The organism is Enterococcus sp. S183_ASV_20 (assembly GCF_018919685.1).
GTDB classification, from domain to species: Bacteria; Bacillota; Bacilli; order Lactobacillales; family Enterococcaceae; genus Enterococcus; species Enterococcus faecalis.
Window position 1 is genome coordinate 1 of record NZ_JAHLRI010000039.1, and the last position, 20,042, is coordinate 20,042.

Consider the following 20,042-nt stretch of genomic DNA (forward strand, 5'->3'; position numbering starts at 1 on the left):
AATTTATTCCTCAATATTTTTGAACAGTGAATGTTTGAAGTAACTTTTTAGTCAAAATCAGTTGATAGGGATATTAGTGATACATATTTCAATAAAATGTGCCAAAGAATTAAAGCTATGAATTATTCAGGAAGTTAACTATTCTAAAAGAATTGCCCAAAGAAAACCATCCAGTCATCATGGTAGGGGATGGTGTAAATGATGCACCTTCGCTTGCTGCTGCAGACGTAGGTATTGCTATGGGCGCTCATGGAGCTACTGCGGCTAGTGAAACTGCTGACGTTGTTATTTTAAAAGATGACTTAAGTAAAGTCAGCCAAGCGGTCGAAATTGCCCAAGATACCATGAAAATTGCCAAACAATCTGTATTAATCGGAATTTTTATCTGCGTTTTACTAATGCTAATTGCTAGTACTGGAATCATTCCGGCGCTAATCGGGGCTATGCTACAAGAAGTTGTGGACACTGTGTCAATCTTATCTGCTTTGCGTGCTCGTCGAATTGGCAAGTAAGGTGGAACAATTAATTGCCTGAATGTCCAGCTTAGTGGTAAAATAAAGGTACGTTTTTAATATTAATAAGTTACAGGGGAGAGATTGTGCAATGAAAGGAAACCAAATAGATGGGCAACCAGTCACGGAAGAACAACTATTAAAAGAAGGTTACCGTAAATATACTGGGGAAGGAATTGATATCTTTTATAATAAAGATATTTGTGAACATATTGGTAATTGTGTTCGCGGAAATCCAGAAGTCTTTGAAGTTGGTCGGAAACCATGGATTATTCCAGATAACGGAAGTGTTGAAAATGACATGATTGTGGTAGATTCATGTCCAAGTGGTGCTCTAAAATATATTCGGAAAGCAGGGAACGAATATGCAAATTAAAGAAGAAAACAATCGTTTTGCTCTATATAACGATGAAAACCAAGAAATTGGTGAAATGACTTGGTCAGATGCTGGCGAAAGCATGATGATTATTGACCATACGTTTGTTGATCCAACTTATCGTGGACAAAAATTAGCTGAAAAACTTGTTTTAGCCGGTGTTGAAAAAGCGAGAAAAGAGCATAAAAAAATTATTCCGCTATGTCCATTTGCCAAAAAAGAATTTGATACTAAACCTGAATACGGAGACGTATTGAGAAAATAAAGAAGAAACTAGCAACAGCCGCAAGTAGAAATCTGATTCCTACTTGCGGCTGTTGCTATTAGAGACAAATAGGGAAAGACATTAAATTTCACTGGTGTTTACAGATAAAATATGCTACATTAAAGTAGATGAATTTCGCATATTTGTATAAAAAGGAGAATTAACGCATGTATAATCTAATCTTAACGTTGGTCATCATTTTATCTGTTTTAATCGTCATTACTGTTATGATGCAACCAAGCAAACAAAACAGTGCAGCAAGTGCCTTCACTGGCGGTGCAGATAAATTATTTGGGAAGCAAAAAGCGCGCGGTTTTGAAGCTGTTATGCAACGCTCAACAGCAGTTCTTGGCGCAATTTGGATGATTTTATTATTTGTTTTGGCGTTCTTATCTTCAAAATAAGTACGTAATCTTTTAAAAAGACAAGTTTAGAACAGAGAGATGAGTGCGGACACTTATTTTTCTGTTCTTTTTCTTTCTGAAAAAGTCTTTGAAACTTATCATTTCGGAAGGTTTTCTTTTGAGAATATGATAGAATGAAGCTGAGGTGAGCGAAGTGGCAAAAAAAATCAATTTACCGAAGCCGTTATTTTCAGAAAAAGGAAAACGGGCGGTCCTTTTATTACACGCTTATTCTGGCAGCAGTAATGATGTACGGATGTTAAGCAGACGTTTAGAAAAAGAAAATTATACTGTCTATTCGCCTAATTTTTCAGGACATGGCACGCTAGTTCCTGAAGATATTTTAGATCAAACAACGGAACAATGGTGGCAAGATACACAAGAAGCAGTCGCTTTTTTGAGAGAAAGAGGCTATCAAGAAATTGCCATTTTTGGTTTATCAATGGGCGGGATTTTCAGTATGCATGCATTAACGGAACAATTAACAGGATTAATTGGTGGTGGATTTTTCTGTTCACCGATCTACCCTGTCGCAAATAAAGTCCCAGAAAATTTTGTATTATACGCAGAAAACGTGATGAAAATCGCAGAAGTTCCTGCAGAGGAACAACAAAGCCGGTTGCAATCGATTGAGCAACGAGTCAAACAACAATTAGGAGCGATTGAAACGATTGCTAGTCAGACGGCTGACAAACTAAACAAAATCCACGCACCTCTTTTCTTAGCGCAAGCTGGCAAAGATGAAATGATTGAGCCAATGGGCGTCTATCAAACGGCCCAAGCGCTAACACAAGCACGTGTGACCTTACAATGGTACCCAAACAGCGGACATGTCATTACGGTGAGTGGAGAACACAAACAATTAGAGCAAGATGTGGTGCAATTTTTAGCAACACTACCTTGGAATGAGGAGAAATAATGACAAAACAAACAATTAAAGAGCAAATTTTACATTTCATGGAAAGCCAAAAAAAGAAAAGCTTTTCAATGGAAGAAATTGCACAAGGCTTGAATTTAGAAAAAAGTTCAGATTTTAAAATTTTAGTGCAAACCATTGCACAAATGGAACGAGAAAAGTCAGTTAGTTTCAACAAAAAAGGCAAAGTCCTGTTACCAATGAAAGACTTATTAATAGAAGGAACGTTTCGTGCAAATGAACGAGGCTTTGGTTTCGTGACCATCGATCCTGAAGAACCAGATGTTTATATTCCGAAAGAGGCAACGAACTTTGCAATGGATGGGGACACGGTTTTAATCGATGTGATCCAACATGCGGATCCTTTTTCAGATCGCGGCGCAGAAGGTAAAGTCAAAGAAATTAAAGAGCGAGCAGTGAGCCAAGTTGTCGGAGAATTTGTGGCATATAGTGAAGAAGAAATGGCAGAAATGGGACTGTATGGCTACATGATTCCCAAAGATAAGAAATTGAATCAGTATACTGTATCAATTGCACCTGAAGGGATTAAGCCAGTAGATGGTAGCATTGTCATTGCTGAAATTACCTATTATCCAGATCAAGAATATCCAACGAGTATGGAAGGACTAGTCAAACAAGTGATTGGTCATAAAAATGATCCAGGAATGGATATTTTATCAATCGTGGTGGCTCATGGAATTCCCACAGCATTTCCTGATGAAGTTTTGGCTGAAGCGGACCAAGTACCAGAAACTATTGCAGAAAGCGATTTAGTCGGTCGTCGGGATTTACGTGATCAGTTGATTGTGACGATTGATGGAGAAGATGCGAAAGATTTAGATGATGCAGTAACGGTACAAAAGTTAGCAAATGGCAATTTCTTTTTAGGTGTGCATATTGCAGATGTTTCTTATTATGTAACTGAAGGAAGCCAATTGGATATGGAAGCGTATGAACGTGGCACAAGTGTCTATTTGACAGACCGAGTTGTGCCAATGATTCCGCAGCGATTATCAAATGGGATTTGTTCGCTAAACCCACATGTTCCACGTTTAACCATGAGTTGTGAGATGGAAATTACACCAGAAGGAGAAGTTATTTCGCATGAAATTTTCCAAAGTGTAATCCAAACAACGGAGCGAATGACCTATACAGCAGTCAATGAAATTTTAGAAGAGCAAAAACCTGAAACGTTAGAACGCTACAAAGAACTAGTTCCCATGTTTAAAGAGATGGGCGAGCTGCACCATATATTAGAAGAGATGCGTATGCGCCGTGGTGCGATTTCTTTTGAAGATCGTGAAGCCAAAGTCCTAGTTGATGAAAATGGTCATCCCCAAGATATTCTTTTACGCACGCGTGGCGTGGGTGAACGATTAATTGAATCCTTTATGTTGGCAGCGAATGAAACTGTGGCGCGTCATTATCATGACTTAAAACTGCCATTTATTTATCGGATTCATGAACAACCAAAAGAAGAAAAAATGCAACGTTTCTTTGATTTTGCTGCAGTACTTGGCATTCTTGTTAAAGGAACAAAAGAAAACATTTCACCAAAAGATTTACAAAAAGTTTTAGAGCAAGTTGAAAATAAGCCGGAAGAAGTGGTTATCAATACGATGTTGCTAAGAAGTATGCAACAAGCGAAATACTCAGAAGACAACTATGGACACTATGGGTTGGCTGCTGAATATTATACGCATTTCACTTCACCAATACGTCGTTATCCAGATTTAATTGTGCATCGTTTGATTCGCAGCTATAGCCAAGATCAATCTGAAAAAAATCAAGAAAAATGGAACGAATCATTACCAGAAATTGCCAACCATAGTTCAAGTATGGAACGTCGCGCAGTTGATGCAGAGCGTGAAGTGGACGCCATGAAGAAAGCCGAATTTATGGTAGATAAAGTGGGAGAAACGTATGACGGGATTATCAGCTCAGTCACAAAATTTGGTATCTTTGTGGAACTGCCTAATACAATAGAAGGCTTAATTCACGTGAACAACTTAAAACAAGATTATTTCCACTTTATTGAAAATCATATGGCGTTAGTTGGTGAACGGACGGGAATGACTTTGAAAATTGGTCAGAAAGTTCAAATCCGTGTTGAAAAAGCTGATCCAGAAACAAGAGAAGTTGATTTTGAATTGATTTCAGCTGAGGAAGTCGCGCCAGTCGAAGGACCAAAAGGACGTAAAAAAGGCAAAGCCAATTCTTCAACTCGTTCAAATAATCAACGAAGAAATAAAAAAGATGAATCATTTGATGGTAAGAAAAAGAAAAATAAGAAAAAAGGCAAAGGCAAAAAACAACCTTTTTATAAAGAAGCAATGAAACAAAAAAATAAAAAAGGGAAAAAGAAGAAGTAGAGGAGGTCGCTTATGCCAAAAGGGGAAGGAAAATTAATCGCACAAAACCGCAAAGCTAGACATGATTATTCAATTATCGATACGGTTGAAGCTGGGCTTGTTTTACAAGGAACAGAAATCAAATCTATTCGAAATGGTCGTATCAATTTAAAAGATGGTTTTGCACGAATTCGAAACGGAGAAGCCTTTTTGTATAATGTTCATATTAGTCCATATGAACAAGGCAATATTTTTAATCATGACCCATTACGTACCAGAAAATTATTATTACACAAAAAACAAATTAATAAGTTAATCGGCGAAACCAAAAATGCAGGTATCACATTAGTACCTTTGAAGGTCTATATTAAAGACGGCTATGCCAAAGTTTTGATTGGTTTAGCTAAAGGGAAAAAGCAGTACGACAAGCGTGAAGACTTGAAACGTAAGGAAGTTGACCGACAAATCAGCCGAACATTAAAAAATAACCGACGTTAAAAATGTAAATTTATTCTTTTTCGCATATTTGCTTGCCTTTCTTCGGATTAGGTGTAAAATCTGGTAAGTGTTGAGTAAATGAATGTAAATGATTCATTTTTTAATCGCTTCGGAAAGCAGTACCACCCTGCATTAGATTGGTTTATGGAAAAGGTTTTCCAACCAATTTTCAACACATGAAATTTTAAAAGTAAACTATTTGTAAATTATCAACAAGTGGTGGTACGATAGCTTTGCCAGGGATTATCACTCAGGAGTAGGATGAAACTTCTGAAAGATTGTTGGAAAAGAGGTGAATTGATTTGGAAGAGAAGAAATTACTCTTCAATATCGGACCAATTTGGTTTGATGGAACCATTGTTTTGATGGTGCTGTTGACGTGTATCATTGTTTTCGCCTTTGTCTATGCTTGTACGAGAAATATGAAGCTACGACCTAAAGGCAAACAAACGGTCATCGAATGGTTAGTGGATTTTATTCGTGGAATCATTACAGACAATTTACCTCGTAAAGAAGTGAGCAATTTTCATTTAATGGCGTTTACCCTGTTCATGTTTGTACTTGTTTCAAACATCTTGGGTCTCGTTACAAAAATCGTTGTGGGCGACGATCTCAGCGTTTGGAAAAGTCCAACCGCCGATCCAATCGTAACCTTAACGTTAGCGATGATGATGATTGTCTTAACACACTTCTTTGGTATGAAACGCTTTGGTTTTAAAGGCTATCTAGTTAATAGTTATTTAAGACCCGTTGGTTTCTTACTACCGGTAAAATTAATGGAAGAATTCACGAATCTATTAACATTAGGCTTGCGTTTGTACGGAAACATTTTTGCCGGCGAAGTTCTATTGGGCTTAATTGCTGGAACCGTAGCAAGCGTCGGATTATGGGTTATCCCACTAGCAATTCCGCTAGAAATGATTTGGGTAGCATTCTCAATCTTTATTGGATGTATCCAAGCGTTTATCTTTGTGACACTTTCAATGGTTTATATGTCACACAAAATTGAAACAGAAGAATAATCAAGAAATACGAAGGACAAAAATTATCTTTTAGGAGGATTTTACACAATGGAAGGATTAAATTTTATCGCAGCAGCAATTGCAATTTTCGGTTCAGCTATCGGAGCCGCTATCGGTAACGGACAAGTTATTTCAAAAACAATCGAGTCAATGACTCGTCAACCAGAAATGTCTGGTCAATTAAGAACAACAATGTTTATCGGGGTCGCTTTAATCGAAGCTGTGCCAATTTTAGGTGTCGTTGTTTCTTTATTACTTTTATTCAGATAAGCAATAAAATGGAGGCAGGACGCTGATTATTATCGGGACCGTCACTGCTTTCTTCTATCTTTAGCCTTTTCAATAGCTGGTGATAAAGCAGTTGAAGAAGCTAAATCGATTTTTGCAGGAAAGGAAGTTGAGACTTCATGCTACTTACTACATTGGTAGTCGGTGAAACGGCTCCTAGTACCACACTAGGCACGATGATTGTTGTCAGTGGTGCATTTTTAATCTTGATGCTCTTATTAAAGAAATATGCATGGGGAGCAATCGTAGATATTTTGACACAACGTGAAGAAAAAATTGCCAACGATTTAGACTCTGCAGAACAATCTCGCGTAGCAGCAGCGAAAATGGAAAAAGAACGTCAACAACAATTACTTTCTTCCAGATCAGAAGCAGCTGAAATTATTAAAAACGCGAAAGAAAGTGGAGAACAGACTCGCCAAAAAACATTAAAAGAAACAACTGCGGAAGTTACTCGCTTACGCGAAAAAGCTCGGACAGATATTTCTCAAGAACGTGAAGAAGCATTGTCTTCAGTAAAAAATGAAGTGGCAGATCTTTCTCTTCAAATTGCAGCCAAAATTTTAAATAAAGAATTAACACCAGATGCACATGAAGCATTGATTGATTCTTATATTGAAAGTTTAGGTAAAGCAAATGAAACTAGATAAATATACAGTTGGTAAACGCTACGGCAAGGCTTTGTTTGAGTTGGCAGTTGAAAAGAACCAAGCTGAAGCAATTTATCAAGAATTATTGACGCTTCGCGAAGTCTATCACCAAGTACCTGGTATTGGCGATATTTTAAGTGATGATCGCTTAGAGCCTTATGAAAAAGACAGCATCATGGAAAAACTAGTAACAGGTTTTAGTGAAATGATGCAAAACTTTTTGCGAGTGGTTTACGAATATCGTCGCATGTACGATCTGCTCTTGATGATTGATGAATATGAACGACGTTATGATGAGCACCAAGGACTAATTTTGGGTTCAGTGACAACAGCCATTCCTTTATCAAAAGAACAACATCAAGCAATGGAAGAAAAAGCTGCCCAATTATTAGGGTATGAACAAGCGCATTTAGTCAATTTAATTGACCCGTCAATTGTCGGCGGAGTGGTTATTGAAGCAAACCATCAAGTAATCGATGGCAGCATCCGCAAACAATTAGAACATATGCAGCAGAAGTTATTAAAATAATCTTTAGGACTACAAAGAGGTGAATTGAATGGCTATCAAAGCAGAAGAAATCAGTGCCTTGATTAAAGAACAAATCGAAAACTATCAACAACAGCTTGCTGTTGAAGAAGTTGGAACAGTCACTTACGTCGGTGACGGAATTGCCCGCGCCCACGGTTTAGAAAATGCCATGAGTGGAGAACTTGTTGAGTTTTCAAACGGTTCATACGGAATGGCACAAAACTTAGAAACAAATGATGTAGGGATTATTATCCTTGGCGATTTTGAAACCATTCGTGAAGGAGATAAAGTACAACGCACAGGCAAAATCATGGAAGTACCCGTTGGGGAAGCTTTGATTGGCCGTGTTGTTAATCCATTAGGTCAACCATTAGATGGTTTAGGCGAAATTAAAACAGACAAAACACGTCCTGTGGAAGCAACAGCTCCCGGTGTTATGCAACGTCAATCTGTTGCTGAACCAATGCAAACTGGCTTAAAAGCCATTGATGCCCTAGTACCAATTGGTCGTGGACAACGGGAATTAGTTATTGGAGACCGTAAAACAGGGAAAACATCGATTGCAATTGATACAATTATTAACCAAAAAGGACAAGATGTAATTTGTATTTATGTAGCGATTGGTCAAAAAGAATCTACTGTTCGTAACCAAGTAGAAACACTTCGTAAATTTGGTGCCTTAGATTATACAATCGTTGTGACTGCAGGGGCTTCACAACCAGCACCATTACTTTACATTGCACCATATGCAGGAACTGCAATGGGTGAAGAATTCATGTATAACGGCAAACATGTCTTAATTATTTTTGATGACTTATCAAAACAAGCCGTGGCTTATCGTGAACTTTCTCTACTATTACGCCGTCCACCAGGTCGTGAAGCTTATCCAGGGGATGTCTTCTATTTACACTCACGTTTATTAGAACGTGCAGCTAAATTAAGTGATGAATTAGGTGGCGGTTCAATGACAGCCTTGCCATTCGTTGAAACACAAGCAGGCGATATTTCTGCTTATATTCCAACAAACGTTATTTCAATCACTGATGGACAAATTTTCTTAGAAAGCGACTTGTTCTATGCAGGCACTCGTCCAGCCGTTGATGCTGGGTTATCTGTTTCTCGGGTCGGAGGATCAGCGCAAATCAAAGCAATGAAAAAAGTTGCCGGAACGCTTCGTTTAGACTTAGCTAGTTACCGTGAGTTAGAAGCCTTTACACAATTTGGCTCTGATTTAGATGCGGCAACACAAGCTAAATTAAACCGTGGTCGTCGTACGGTAGAAATTTTAAAACAAAAACTACATGCGCCACTGCCTGTAGAAAAACAAGTCTTAATTTTATATGCGTTAACACACGGCTTTTTAGATAGCGTGAGCGTAGATAAAATTTTACACTTTGAACAAGATTTATTCGATTATTTTGATGGCAAACATGCAGACTTATTGGAAACTATTCGTACAACGAAAGACTTACCAGATACTGATGCATTAGATGCAGCGATTACAGAGTTTTCTGAAATGTTTGCAGCGGCAAACAACAGCGGAGATTCAGCCAAAGAAGCTTTAGAAAAAATCGATAACGCATAAGAGAGGTGAGCGACATTGGGTGCTTCATTAAACGAAATCAAACAACGCATTGCATCAACAAAAAAGACAAGCCAAATTACCAAAGCGATGCAAATGGTTTCTGCAGCCAAATTGACCAAGTCAGAAGGCGCCTCTAAAAGCTTTCAAGAATATTCTTCAAAAATTCGTAGTGTCGTTACGCATTTAGTAGCTGCTCAGTTAAGTGAATTACGTGAAACAGAACAATCTTCTCTTAGTGAAGGGAGCTATCATGTGATGTTAGCACAACGACCTGTCAAAAAAACAGGCTATATCGTTATCACTTCTGATAAAGGGTTAGTTGGTGGCTACAATAGCTCAATCTTAAAACAAACCATGAGTATGATTCAAGAAGACCATGATTCTAATAAAGAATATGCCTTAATCGCCATTGGTGGTACAGGGGCGGATTTCTTTAAAGCACGCGGAATCGATGTTTCCTATGAGCTAAGAGGCTTAACGGATCAACCAACGTTTGAAGAAGTCCGTAAGATTGTGACAACGGCAACGACTATGTACCAAAACGAAGTGTTTGATGAATTGTATGTTTGTTATAATCACCACGTTAACTCACTAACGAGTCAGTTTCGTGTGGAAAAAATGTTGCCAATTACTGATTTAGATCCATCAGAGGCGACCTCTTACGAACAAGAATATCTTTTAGAGCCTTCACCTGAAGCAATCTTGGATCAATTATTACCACAATATGCAGAAAGCTTAATTTATGGGGCGATCATTGATGCGAAAACAGCAGAACATGCTGCTGGGATGACCGCCATGAAAACAGCCACTGACAATGCGCAAAATATTATTAGCGATTTAACAATTTCTTATAACCGTGCTCGTCAAGGGGCGATTACCCAAGAAATTACAGAAATTGTTGCTGGTGCAGCTGCACTAGAATAATCTAGTCTTACGTTTGAACGTTTATAAAAACGTTCAAAGCGTGTGACTTTATGAAGACTGGAGGAAAGAAATTATGAGTTCAGGAAAGATTGTTCAAGTAATCGGTCCCGTTGTTGACGTGGAATTTTCATTAGATCAATCCTTACCCGATATTAACAACGCTTTAGTCGTTTATAAAAATGGCGAAGCAAAACAAAAAGTAGTACTTGAAGTCGCTTTAGAACTAGGTGATGGAGTGATTCGTTCTATCGCCATGGAATCGACAGATGGTTTACAACGTGGAATGGAAGTTATCGATACAGGAAAATCAATTTCAGTTCCTGTTGGTAAAGATACATTGGGTCGTGTGTTTAACGTTTTAGGAGACACAATTGACTTAGAAGCGCCATTCCCTGCAGATGCTGAACGTAGTGGGATTCATAAAAAAGCGCCAGCATTTGATGAATTAAGTACCAGTAATGAAATTTTAGAAACAGGGATTAAAGTTATTGACTTATTAGCACCTTATCTAAAAGGTGGTAAAGTCGGACTTTTCGGTGGTGCCGGTGTTGGTAAAACCGTCTTAATTCAAGAATTAATTCATAATATTGCCCAAGAACATGGAGGGATTTCCGTCTTTACTGGTGTTGGTGAACGGACACGTGAAGGGAACGACCTGTACTATGAAATGAAAGATTCAGGCGTTATTGAAAAAACAGCCATGGTTTTTGGTCAAATGAACGAACCACCAGGTGCACGGATGCGTGTGGCCTTAACTGGGTTAACGATTGCTGAATATTTCCGTGATGTGGAAGGACAAGACGTGCTATTATTTATTGATAACATTTTCCGTTTCACCCAAGCCGGTTCAGAAGTTTCTGCCCTTTTAGGTCGGATGCCGTCAGCCGTTGGTTACCAACCAACCTTAGCGACTGAAATGGGACAATTACAAGAACGGATTACTTCAACGAAAAAAGGATCAATTACCTCTATTCAAGCAATCTATGTTCCAGCCGATGACTATACCGATCCAGCGCCAGCAACAGCGTTTGCCCATTTGGATGCAACAACTAACTTGGAACGTAAATTAACCGAACAAGGGATTTATCCAGCGGTAGATCCGTTAGCTTCATCTTCTAGTGCCTTGGCTCCTGAAATTGTTGGAGAAGAACACTACGAAGTGGCTACCGAAGTGCAACATATTTTACAACGTTACCGTGAATTACAAGATATCATCGCTATTTTAGGGATGGACGAATTATCAGATGACGAAAAAGTACTTGTTGGTCGCGCACGCCGTGTTCAATTCTTCTTATCTCAAAACTTTAACGTTGCTGAACAATTTACAGGTCAACCTGGTTCTTATGTACCAGTTGCGGAAACAGTTCGTGGCTTTAAAGAAATTCTTGAAGGTAAACATGACAATCTGCCAGAAGAAGCCTTCCGTAGTGTCGGTAAAATTGAAGATGCCATCGAAAAAGCGAAACAATTAAACTACTAGAAAGGCGGCAAACACAATGGATAGTCTTACTGTGAATGTAGTAACGCCTAATGGTCTAGTTTATGACCACCATGCAAAAATCGTTGTGGCGAAAACAACAGATGGTGAAATTGGTATTTTACCAAAACATGCGCCAATCATCGTTCCGCTAGCGATTGATGAAGTCCGCATCAAACGGACCGATTCAGATACACATGTTGACTGGGTAGCTGTAAATGGTGGTATCATGGAAGTCCGTGATAATGTCGTTTCTATTATTGCCGATAGTGCCGAACGTGAACGAGATATCGATGTACCTCGTGCTGAACGAGCAAAACAACGAGCAGAACGTTTAATTGAAGAAGCCAAAGCAAAAGATGACCGCGATCAACTACGTCGTGCGACTGTTGCTTTGCATCGTGCAATCAACCGGATCAACGTATCGAAACATGGGTAAAAAAGGCTGAAGGATTCAGTCACTTTTGTAGAGTTTAAGGCGCTTGCTATTGAGTCAGTTGCCTTAAACTCTATTTCTTCGTATTTTTTAATAAATAGTGTCAAATTTTGGCATTTCAAGTGGATTAATTATCGGTTTTTATTATTTTGTGATAAAATGTTCCTACGTTAGAAAAAAGGAGGCTCCTTATGCAATACTATGGAGTAGATGCTATTGTTCGAATCGTTAGTCATCTTATGTTCATTTACATAAGTTTTTGGGCGTTGCAATCATTGCGTATTGAGCAATTTTTCAAAACCCAATTTACACCGCAAATTAGAATGCTGATGGTATTTTTCGCCATCGCTATCGGATACACAGTTAGCTCGTTTGCTTTAGAATTGATTGCGCTTTGTCGAAATCTTTTCATTGTGTATTTTCCTTAAAAATTGAAAAATAAAAAAAGGTACAATTTTTAGTTGAATAATGGTATAATAGTAAAGATTTTGAATAGGAATACCTATTCTCATTTTTTTGGGGGGAACAAAATGGAACAAATTATTGTTCATGGTGGTAATACAAAATTAGAAGGAACTGTAAAAATTGAAGGCGCCAAAAACGCTGTTTTACCAATTTTAGCAGCTACTCTTTTAGCTGAAGAAGGCGTTACTACTTTAAAAAATGTACCAATTTTATCTGATGTATTTACAATGAATCAAGTAATTAAGCATTTGAATGTAGCCATTGATTTTGATGAAGACGCGAATGAAGTAACAATAGACGCAACACAACCTTTAGGGATCGAAGCAAACTATGAGTACGTTAGTAAAATGCGTGCTTCTATCGTTGTAATGGGACCTTTATTGGCTCGTAATGGCCATGCCAAAGTGGCAATGCCAGGTGGCTGTGCCATTGGGAAACGACCAATTGATTTACACTTAAAAGGCTTCCAAGCATTAGGTGCAAAAATCATCCAAAAAAATGGTTATATTGAAGCAATTGCGGATGAACTAATCGGTAACACTATTTACTTAGACTTCCCAAGTGTCGGCGCTACGCAAAACATTATGATGGCTGCTGTTCGTGCGAAAGGAACAACCATCATTGAAAACGTTGCTCGTGAACCTGAAATCGTTGACTTAGCAAACATTTTAAACAAAATGGGTGCCAATGTTATCGGTGCTGGAACAGAAACGATGCGTATCGAAGGCGTCGATAAATTACATGCCGTAGAGCATTCAATCGTTCAAGATCGAATTGAAGCAGGTACGTTCATGGTAGCTGCAGCAATGACTGAGGGCAATGTTTTAATTGAAGAAGCAATTTCTGAACATAATCGTCCGCTAATTTCTAAATTAACTGAAATGGGTGCAATCATTGAAGAAGAAGAAAACGGCATCCGTGTAATTGGACCAAAACATCTAAAACCAACAGATGTTAAGACAATGCCGCATCCTGGTTTCCCAACAGACATGCAAGCGCAAATGACAGCGATCCAAATGTTTGCTGAAGGAACAAGCATCGTGACAGAAACAGTCTTTGAAAATCGTTACCAACACTTAGAGGAAATGCGTCGAATGAACGCTGACTTAAAAATTGACGGCAACATTGCCGTTATTAATGGTGGCAACGAGTTACAAGGAGCAGCAGTGGAAGCCACTGATTTACGGGCAGCTGCCGCATTGATTTTAGTAGGGTTACGTGCAAATGGCATTACACGTGTCTCTAATTTGAAATATTTAGATCGTGGCTATTATGAGTTCCATAAAAAACTTCAAAAATTAGGCGCGAACGTTGAACGTGTCAATGATGAAAAAATTGAAGAAAAACAAGCAACGACAGTAATCTAAAGGAGTCAAACGTATGAGTTCATTTCGTTATATTTTAGTAACATTATTGAAAATTCTAGTGGTCATTTCGTTAGTCATTATCTTATTTGTTGTGGGAACAATGATTGGTTATGGTTTGATTGGAAATGGGAATCCAATGGATGTCTTTGATGAAAAAATTTGGACTCATATTATGAACTTCTTTAAATAAAAACTTATTTTAAGGCGGTGAACAAAAGTCAATTGACGATTGTTCACCGCCTTTTCTTTTTCCTGAATATCTATTTTATTCTATGCTATAATAATAGAAGTAAGATAATGAAGGAGTGGGATGGAAGATGCAAGCAACCGTAACAGAAATAGGCAAACATGCAATCGATGATTCAGAAAAAATGATTATTCTTTTTGGAGAAACTGCTACCGATACCTTGAAGCAACATGCAGTTATTCAATCATTCCCAGAAAAAGACCAAGTTACCTTGGCAGAAGGAGATCATCTGAAAATTGGCGATACAAACTATACAATTACAAAAGTGGGTTCTTTTGCCAATAGTAACTTGCAAAGTATCGCTCACAGCACTTTAATCTTTGCTGATGCACCAACCGATGAGGATGATGTTATCCGAAATGGTGTTTATTTAACGCCCCATCAGTTACCAAAGATAACCATTGGAACAACAATTGATTATTTAGTAAATGGAGCGTGAATCAATGGATAAAAAACAAACGACTGATAAACGCCTGTCTTGGTTTTGGCGTTGGTTTTTAAATAATCAAGTAGTAACAGCCTTACTGATTGTCTTATTGGTGCTGTTAATTATTCTAACTTTTACGAAAGTTTCTTATTTATTTAAGCCCGTCTGGCAGTTTTTCGGCGTTGTCGGCTTACCAGTAATTATGGCGGGGATTTTATATTATTTATTAAATCCGATTGTCGATTATTTAGAGAAAAAACAAATCTCACGTGTCTGGAGTATTATCGGCCTATTTATTTTAATTGTGGCACTACTCATTTGGGGTGGTATTGTAATCGTTCCTAAAATTCGTGAGCAATCTGTCAGCTTTGTGAATCATTTTCCTCAATATATTGATACAATTGATCAAAAATCGCAGGAAATATTAAGTGATCCACTTTTCGCGCAATTTAGAGAACAACTTGAAGCGGCAGGCGATAAAGTTGTCAGCTCGTTAGGTACCATCATTAAAAACGTCTCAACGTTCACAGTACAAGGAATTGGTAATTTCTTTGGGGCGGTGGCTACGATCTTTGTCGCCATCATTACGATGCCCTTTATTCTATTTTATTTACTGAAAGATGGCAAAAACTTAGCGCCATATTTAATGAAGTTTTTACCAGTGAAGATGCGTAAACCAACCTTAAAAGTTCTTGCAGAAGTCAATGATCAAGTCTCTTCTTATATTAGAGGACAATTAACTGTCGCTTTCGCAGTGGCAATTATGTTTATGATTGGTTTTTCTGTCATTGGCTTAGATTATGCAGTCACTTTAGGTATTGCAGCAGGCTTTTTAAATTTAATCCCTTATTTAGGGTCATTTTTAGCCATGATTCCAGCAGTCTTTTTAGGAATTGTCAGTGGGCCAGCTTTGTTAATTAAAGTCTTGATTGTTTTTGCCATTGAGCAAACGGTCGAAGGTCGGTTTATTTCACCACTTGTCCTAGGCAGTCAGTTATCCATTCATCCAGTCACCATTTTGGTTGTTTTATTAACGTCTGGTAAACTATTTGGGATTGTCGGGGTGATTTTAGGAATTCCTGTTTATGCCGCAGCTAAGGTGATAATTACACACATTTTTGAGTGGTACCAAATTGTTTCCGGTTTGTATGATGAAGATAAGCCAGATCAACAAGAATCTACGTAACAAAAGAGACAAGCAGTGAACGAACTGCTTGTCTCTTTTTGATGTAAATCACTCGGAAAATTTAGAATGTTTTACCGTATTCAGTTGCTTTGGTCATGGCAGTATTTAAAAGTTCTTCCGCGCGATCAGGGAAATGATCGATTCCTTCGATGAATAATCCGTCAACTTGCTCAACACCAATAAAGTTTAGAATCGCTTTAATGTATTGAGAAGCAAAATCTTTTCCTTCGTAGAAGCCGCCATTTGATTGGATGTGTAAGGCTTTTTTACCACTTGTTAGAGGTTTTGGTCCTTCTGCAGTATATTGGAATGTTTTTCCAGCAACATTGATTGTATCTACCCAAGCTTTTAAGCGTGTCGGTACGTTTAAGTTCCACATTGGATTAGCAATTACTACTTTGTCGGCAGATAAAAATTGATCAGTTAATTCATTAAAACGAGCCACTTTTTGTTGTTGGTTTTCGCTTAATGTTTCAAATGCTGCGCCAGCGCGAAGTGCACCCCAAGCAGATAATAATTCTTCATCGATTTCCGGCATGTTTGTTTCTGGTGCATAAACATCTAAAATTTCGATTTCGTCTGATGGATTTGTTTCACGGTATGAAGCTAAAAATGTTTCTAACGCACGAACTGAGCGTGATTCTTCTTTTGTTAATGGATGTGCTTTAACAACTAATAATTTTGACATTGTGTAATCTCCTTAAAATAAATAGTTTAAAAATTCAACATCTCTATTTTACTAATAAAAAGTAAGAGAAAGCAAGTCTTTTTTTTACTTTTAGTAAACTTTTTTTTAAAATGGATCAAAAGAGTAAAAAATAAATAAAAATATTTTTTTGGAAAGGCTTGCATATTAAAAAAAAGCATGCTATTATTACTTTGTAAATAAGGATTGTTACTGCTTTGCAGGCAAAACCAGAGTCTTCCATTAACACAATCAGTGGAGGGATTCTGGGCTTTTTTTATAAAAAAGTGAGGTTGCATTCATCATGAGGATTGAAAAAGTTTTAAATAATAATGTCGTGCTTTCAAGAAATGAGCAAGGCGAAGAAATTGTTTATATGGGACGCGGCTTAGCCTTTCAAAAGAAGATTGGAGACACGATCAATCCAGATTATGTTGAAAAGGAATTCGTGTTAAAGGACTCCGCTATGGCAGGGCAATTCCAGCAGCTGTTTGAAGACGTCCCCACCAAAGAAGTAGAAGTCGTCAAACAAATCGTTGATTTAGCAGAAACAACGCTAGCGATTGAGCTTTCATCAAATATTTATTTAACTTTAACGGATCATATTCACTATGCGTTACTTCGAGCCAAAGAAGGAATTGATATTCCGAATCCTCTTGTATTCGAAACACGCAAATTTTATCCTAAAGAATTTGAAATCGCAAAGCAAGCATTAGCGATTATTGCTGAAAAGCTAGGGGTTCAATTTTCAGAAAATGAAGCGGGCTTCATTGCTTTTCATATTGTGAATGCTGAACAAGGAAATGGCAATATGGAAGTTACCATGGAAGCAACCAAGATGGTTCGTGATATTTTAACGATTATTAGTCGCTACTTTGGACAGGTGTTTGATGAAGATTCATTGAACTATCAACGAATTGTTACACATCTTCAATATTTTGCGCAACGTTATTTAAAACAAGAAGCGCATGATGAGGAGGACGAATTTCTTTTTGCATTGGTCCAAGGAAAGTATCCTAAGGCGTTTCAAGCGGTCCAACGTATTAATGAGTATTTATTAAAAAGCTATGATCGACCAATTGATCAAGCGGAAATGATTTATTTAACCATTCATATCCAAAGAGTGGTTAATGATAAAAAAGCATAACAACCAATAATCGCGGATTGTTACTGATAATGCAGGCAAAACCTAGATTGAAAAAACCGATAACGATTTTCGCAGACTGCGCAGCTGTGAAGAGAAGGATCTGGCTCTTTTTCAATGTAGGTTTTTTTGATATTAAAAATTAATGGAAATGAGGATCTAGAGATGAGTAAAAATCAAGAAATTGCAGCACGTGTGTTAAAAGCTGTTGGGGGCGAAGGCAACGTTAATAGTGTTGTTCACTGTGCTACACGCTTACGTTTTAAATTAAAAGATGAGAATAAAGCAGATACAGCTGCATTGAATGCTGACCCAGATGTTATTCAGGTAGTTCAAAGTGCAGGACAATATCAAGTGGTTATTGGCAGTCACGTTAGTGATGTCTATAAGGATTTGATGGCCAACAGTGGACTAGGTAATGATTCTGATAATAGAGAAAAAGAAAGTGGCGGAAATATTTTTAACCGTTTAATTGATATTATTTCTTCTATTTTTACACCGTTTTTAGGTGCAATGGCCGGCGCTGGGGTTCTAAAAGGCTTCTTAACATTAGCTGTAACTATGGGCTGGTTAGCTGACACTTCAGGCGTATATCTTGTTCTCTTTTCGATTGCAGATGGCTTATTTACTTTCTTACCAATTATGTTAGCGTTTACGGCTGCTAAAAAATTCAATACTAATCCCTTTTTAGCGGTTGCTTTGGCGATGGCCTTGGTTCATCCCAGCATTACTGCTTTAGCAGGCAAAACAATTAGCTTTGCTGGTCTTCCAGTGATTATTGGGCCAAGTGGCTATACTTCTTCGGTTTTACCAATTATTTTGGCTGTTTTTGCACAAAGTTATGTGGAACGTTTCTTCAAAAAAGTAATTCCGAGTTTTCTACAAATTATCTGCGTTCCGTTAGCTGTGTTCCTTATTATGGCACCTGTTACCTTCTTAGCTATTGGTCCTATCGGGACGGTCATCGGCGATTGGTTGGGACAAGGATACAACGCAATTTACGCTTTTAGTCCAATTATCGCAGGGTTATTAATGGGTTCGTTGTGGCAAGTCTTGGTAATGTTTGGTATGCATTGGGGCTTTGTACCAATTATGATGTTAAACTTAACACAAGGTGGCGATACGATGGTACCAATGTTATTACCAGCCGTTATTGCACAAGGCGGGGCTGCTTTAGCTGTCTTTTTCCTAACAAAAAATGTGAAATTAAAAGGTTTGGCTTTGTCTTCAAGTATTACGACTATTTTTGGAATTACTGAACCAACTGTATATGGCGTGACTTTACCATTGAAAAAACCATTTATTGCAGCTTGTATTGGTGGCGGTATCGGTGGTGCATTTGTGGCTATGAATCACGTGAAAAACTTTACGTTTGGCTTGGTTAGTATGTTGAGCTTACCTGGGTTTATTCCTGCAGAGACAAAAGATACTGCACCGATGATTACTGGTGCAATTGGTGCCGGAATTGCTTTTATCATTGCGTTTGTCTTAACGTTTGTCTTACGTTTTGAAGATCAACCTAATCCAGAAACAGCAACTGAAAAAACAGAAACTGATAAGATGGTGGCACCTGTAAAAACGAATCAAGAAGACAAAATTATTTTAGCAAGTCCACTTCAAGGTGAAATTTTACCGCTAGAAAAAGTACAAGACCCTGTTTTTGCTTCAGGTGCTTTAGGAAAAGGTGTTGCAATTGAGCCGACTGAAGGCAAACTGTATGCACCCGCAGATGGTGAAATCACCACATTATTTCCGACAGGACATGCTGTTGGCTTGACGACAACAGAGGGCGTTGAATTATTAATGCATATTGGCATGGATACGGTCGAATTAGATGGTAAAGGCTTTGAATTATCAGTGAAACAAGGTGATTCTGTTAAAAAAGGAGATTTGCTGGTTACTTTTGATATTGCTGTCATTAAAGAAGCTGGTTATCCAGTAGTTACACCGATTGTGGTAACGAATACGAATGATTATTTAGATGTTTTGGATATGAACCAAACAGACGTGTTACATGGTGAAGACTTTTTAGCCATTATTAAATAAAAGACAATTGGAGGAGGAACAAGTATGACAACAACGACAAAATTTCCAAAAGGATTTTTATGGGGCGGTGCGACCGCAGCCAATCAATTAGAAGGGGCTTACTTAGCCGATGGTAAAGGGTTATCTGTGGCAGATGCGATGCCGGGAGGAAAACAACGTTTCGCTATTTTAGGAGATGAAGCGTTTGATTGGACGATTGACGAAACGAAATATCGCTACCCTAATCATACAGGAATTGATCA

General features: G+C 38.0%; 23 protein-coding genes and 1 pseudogene. 23 read left to right on the forward strand and 1 reads right to left on the reverse strand.

The window, feature by feature from the left end:
• Window positions 1–131: 131 nt before the first annotated feature.
• The 20 genes and pseudogenes from KQI94_RS11595 to KQI94_RS11690 all read left to right on the forward strand — a co-directional run.
• Window positions 132–512 (forward strand): annotated as a pseudogene (locus KQI94_RS11595) (HAD-IC family P-type ATPase); the annotation flags it as partial.
• A gap of 91 nt (window positions 513–603) precedes the next feature.
• Complete coding sequence (locus KQI94_RS11600) at window positions 604–888, forward strand: (4Fe-4S)-binding protein (RefSeq protein ID WP_002356543.1); 285 nt, start codon at window positions 604–606, stop codon at window positions 886–888.
• Window positions 878–1,153, forward strand: a complete 276-nt coding sequence (locus KQI94_RS11605; protein ID WP_002356545.1) for a GNAT family N-acetyltransferase — start codon at window positions 878–880, stop codon at window positions 1,151–1,153. The genes KQI94_RS11600 and KQI94_RS11605 overlap by 11 nt, the downstream gene beginning before the upstream one ends.
• Before the next feature lie 167 nt (window positions 1,154–1,320).
• Complete coding sequence (gene secG / locus KQI94_RS11610) at window positions 1,321–1,557, forward strand: preprotein translocase subunit SecG (protein WP_002356546.1); 237 nt, start codon at window positions 1,321–1,323, stop codon at window positions 1,555–1,557.
• A gap of 145 nt (window positions 1,558–1,702) precedes the next feature.
• Window positions 1,703–2,476, forward strand: coding sequence for an alpha/beta fold hydrolase (locus KQI94_RS11615; protein WP_002389815.1), 774 nt, complete (start codon window positions 1,703–1,705; stop codon window positions 2,474–2,476).
• On the forward strand, window positions 2,476–4,845 hold the full coding sequence (gene rnr, locus KQI94_RS11620) for a ribonuclease R (RefSeq protein ID WP_002368885.1): 2,370 nt from the start codon (window positions 2,476–2,478) through the stop codon (window positions 4,843–4,845). The genes KQI94_RS11615 and rnr overlap by 1 nt, the downstream gene beginning before the upstream one ends.
• A gap of 12 nt (window positions 4,846–4,857) precedes the next feature.
• Window positions 4,858–5,322, forward strand: coding sequence for an SsrA-binding protein SmpB (smpB, locus tag KQI94_RS11625; RefSeq protein ID WP_002368886.1), 465 nt, complete (start codon window positions 4,858–4,860; stop codon window positions 5,320–5,322).
• Between the two features lie 302 nt (window positions 5,323–5,624).
• Window positions 5,625–6,344 (forward strand): F0F1 ATP synthase subunit A, encoded by a 720-nt coding sequence (gene atpB / locus KQI94_RS11630; RefSeq protein ID WP_002356551.1) that lies wholly within the window; start codon window positions 5,625–5,627, stop codon window positions 6,342–6,344.
• A 48-nt stretch (window positions 6,345–6,392) separates the two neighbouring features.
• Window positions 6,393–6,614 (forward strand): ATP synthase F0 subunit C, encoded by a 222-nt coding sequence (atpE, locus tag KQI94_RS11635; protein ID WP_002356552.1) that lies wholly within the window; start codon window positions 6,393–6,395, stop codon window positions 6,612–6,614.
• Window positions 6,615–6,751: 137 nt separating this feature from the next.
• Window positions 6,752–7,282: a F0F1 ATP synthase subunit B gene (atpF, locus tag KQI94_RS11640; RefSeq protein ID WP_002365031.1), complete on the forward strand. Its 531-nt coding sequence runs from the start codon at window positions 6,752–6,754 to the stop codon at window positions 7,280–7,282.
• The gene (gene atpH, locus KQI94_RS11645; RefSeq protein ID WP_002356554.1) at window positions 7,269–7,811 is read left to right on the forward strand and encodes an ATP synthase F1 subunit delta; all 543 of its coding nucleotides are present in this window, start codon (window positions 7,269–7,271) and stop codon (window positions 7,809–7,811) included. The genes atpF and atpH overlap by 14 nt, the downstream gene beginning before the upstream one ends.
• A 28-nt stretch (window positions 7,812–7,839) precedes the next feature.
• Window positions 7,840–9,396: a F0F1 ATP synthase subunit alpha gene (gene atpA, locus KQI94_RS11650; RefSeq protein ID WP_002356555.1), complete on the forward strand. Its 1,557-nt coding sequence runs from the start codon at window positions 7,840–7,842 to the stop codon at window positions 9,394–9,396.
• Between the two features lie 15 nt (window positions 9,397–9,411).
• Complete coding sequence (locus KQI94_RS11655; RefSeq protein ID WP_002356556.1) at window positions 9,412–10,320, forward strand: F0F1 ATP synthase subunit gamma; 909 nt, start codon at window positions 9,412–9,414, stop codon at window positions 10,318–10,320.
• 73 nt (window positions 10,321–10,393) lie between these two features.
• Window positions 10,394–11,800, forward strand: a complete 1,407-nt coding sequence (gene atpD, locus KQI94_RS11660) for a F0F1 ATP synthase subunit beta (RefSeq protein ID WP_002356558.1) — start codon at window positions 10,394–10,396, stop codon at window positions 11,798–11,800.
• 16 nt (window positions 11,801–11,816) lie between these two features.
• Window positions 11,817–12,236, forward strand: a complete 420-nt coding sequence (locus KQI94_RS11665) for a F0F1 ATP synthase subunit epsilon (RefSeq protein ID WP_002356559.1) — start codon at window positions 11,817–11,819, stop codon at window positions 12,234–12,236.
• A gap of 188 nt (window positions 12,237–12,424) precedes the next feature.
• The gene (locus tag KQI94_RS11670) at window positions 12,425–12,661 is read left to right on the forward strand and encodes a DUF1146 family protein (RefSeq protein WP_002356560.1); all 237 of its coding nucleotides are present in this window, start codon (window positions 12,425–12,427) and stop codon (window positions 12,659–12,661) included.
• Window positions 12,662–12,763: 102 nt separating this feature from the next.
• Entirely contained in the window at window positions 12,764–14,065 is a 1,302-nt protein-coding gene (gene murA, locus KQI94_RS11675; RefSeq protein ID WP_002356562.1) for a UDP-N-acetylglucosamine 1-carboxyvinyltransferase, read from the forward strand.
• A 13-nt stretch (window positions 14,066–14,078) separates the two neighbouring features.
• Window positions 14,079–14,255, forward strand: coding sequence for a DNA-directed RNA polymerase subunit beta (locus tag KQI94_RS11680; protein ID WP_002356564.1), 177 nt, complete (start codon window positions 14,079–14,081; stop codon window positions 14,253–14,255).
• 127 nt (window positions 14,256–14,382) lie between these two features.
• Complete coding sequence (locus KQI94_RS11685) at window positions 14,383–14,751, forward strand: PTS glucitol/sorbitol transporter subunit IIA (protein ID WP_002356567.1); 369 nt, start codon at window positions 14,383–14,385, stop codon at window positions 14,749–14,751.
• Between the two features lie 4 nt (window positions 14,752–14,755).
• On the forward strand, window positions 14,756–15,925 hold the full coding sequence (locus tag KQI94_RS11690) for an AI-2E family transporter (protein WP_002381494.1): 1,170 nt from the start codon (window positions 14,756–14,758) through the stop codon (window positions 15,923–15,925).
• 61 nt (window positions 15,926–15,986) lie between these two features.
• Here the strand turns inward: KQI94_RS11690 and KQI94_RS11695 are convergent, their stop codons facing one another.
• Window positions 15,987–16,613, reverse strand: a complete 627-nt coding sequence (locus KQI94_RS11695) for an FMN-dependent NADH-azoreductase (RefSeq protein ID WP_002356569.1) — start codon at window positions 16,611–16,613, stop codon at window positions 15,987–15,989.
• Window positions 16,614–16,914: 301 nt separating this feature from the next.
• On the opposite strand from KQI94_RS11695, the gene KQI94_RS11700 reads away from it, so the two are divergent.
• From KQI94_RS11700 to KQI94_RS11710, 3 genes are all read left to right on the forward strand, one after another.
• Window positions 16,915–17,757: a PRD domain-containing protein gene (locus tag KQI94_RS11700; protein WP_002359608.1), complete on the forward strand. Its 843-nt coding sequence runs from the start codon at window positions 16,915–16,917 to the stop codon at window positions 17,755–17,757.
• Between the two features lie 162 nt (window positions 17,758–17,919).
• Window positions 17,920–19,800 carry a beta-glucoside-specific PTS transporter subunit IIABC gene (locus tag KQI94_RS11705; protein WP_002368888.1) on the forward strand — a complete coding sequence of 627 codons (1,881 nt, stop codon included), beginning with the start codon at window positions 17,920–17,922 and terminating at the stop codon, window positions 19,798–19,800.
• A gap of 24 nt (window positions 19,801–19,824) precedes the next feature.
• The coding region (locus KQI94_RS11710; RefSeq protein ID WP_216454434.1) for a family 1 glycosylhydrolase at window positions 19,825–20,042 on the forward strand (218 nt) is incomplete at its 3' end.

Bases quoted from the DNA above. Each gene is read 5' to 3' on its own strand.
- KQI94_RS11600 (WP_002356543.1), top strand. From the start codon at position 604: ATGAAAGGAAACCAAATAGATGGGCAACCAGTCACGGAAGAACAACTA.
- KQI94_RS11605 (WP_002356545.1), top strand. From the start codon at position 878: ATGCAAATTAAAGAAGAAAACAATCGTTTTGCTCTATATAACGATGAA.
- secG (WP_002356546.1), top strand. From the start codon at position 1,321: ATGTATAATCTAATCTTAACGTTGGTCATCATTTTATCTGTTTTAATC.
- rnr (WP_002368885.1), top strand. From the start codon at position 2,476: ATGACAAAACAAACAATTAAAGAGCAAATTTTACATTTCATGGAAAGC.
- smpB (WP_002368886.1), top strand. From the start codon at position 4,858: ATGCCAAAAGGGGAAGGAAAATTAATCGCACAAAACCGCAAAGCTAGA.
- atpE (WP_002356552.1), top strand. From the start codon at position 6,393: ATGGAAGGATTAAATTTTATCGCAGCAGCAATTGCAATTTTCGGTTCA.
- atpF (WP_002365031.1), top strand. From the start codon at position 6,752: ATGCTACTTACTACATTGGTAGTCGGTGAAACGGCTCCTAGTACCACA.
- atpH (WP_002356554.1), top strand. From the start codon at position 7,269: ATGAAACTAGATAAATATACAGTTGGTAAACGCTACGGCAAGGCTTTG.
- atpA (WP_002356555.1), top strand. From the start codon at position 7,840: ATGGCTATCAAAGCAGAAGAAATCAGTGCCTTGATTAAAGAACAAATC.
- atpD (WP_002356558.1), top strand. From the start codon at position 10,394: ATGAGTTCAGGAAAGATTGTTCAAGTAATCGGTCCCGTTGTTGACGTG.
- KQI94_RS11665 (WP_002356559.1), top strand. From the start codon at position 11,817: ATGGATAGTCTTACTGTGAATGTAGTAACGCCTAATGGTCTAGTTTAT.
- KQI94_RS11670 (WP_002356560.1), top strand. From the start codon at position 12,425: ATGCAATACTATGGAGTAGATGCTATTGTTCGAATCGTTAGTCATCTT.
- murA (WP_002356562.1), top strand. From the start codon at position 12,764: ATGGAACAAATTATTGTTCATGGTGGTAATACAAAATTAGAAGGAACT.
- KQI94_RS11680 (WP_002356564.1), top strand. From the start codon at position 14,079: ATGAGTTCATTTCGTTATATTTTAGTAACATTATTGAAAATTCTAGTG.
- KQI94_RS11685 (WP_002356567.1), top strand. From the start codon at position 14,383: ATGCAAGCAACCGTAACAGAAATAGGCAAACATGCAATCGATGATTCA.
- KQI94_RS11690 (WP_002381494.1), top strand. From the start codon at position 14,756: ATGGATAAAAAACAAACGACTGATAAACGCCTGTCTTGGTTTTGGCGT.
- KQI94_RS11695 (WP_002356569.1), bottom strand. From the start codon at position 16,613: ATGTCAAAATTATTAGTTGTTAAAGCACATCCATTAACAAAAGAAGAA.
- KQI94_RS11700 (WP_002359608.1), top strand. From the start codon at position 16,915: ATGAGGATTGAAAAAGTTTTAAATAATAATGTCGTGCTTTCAAGAAAT.
- KQI94_RS11705 (WP_002368888.1), top strand. From the start codon at position 17,920: ATGAGTAAAAATCAAGAAATTGCAGCACGTGTGTTAAAAGCTGTTGGG.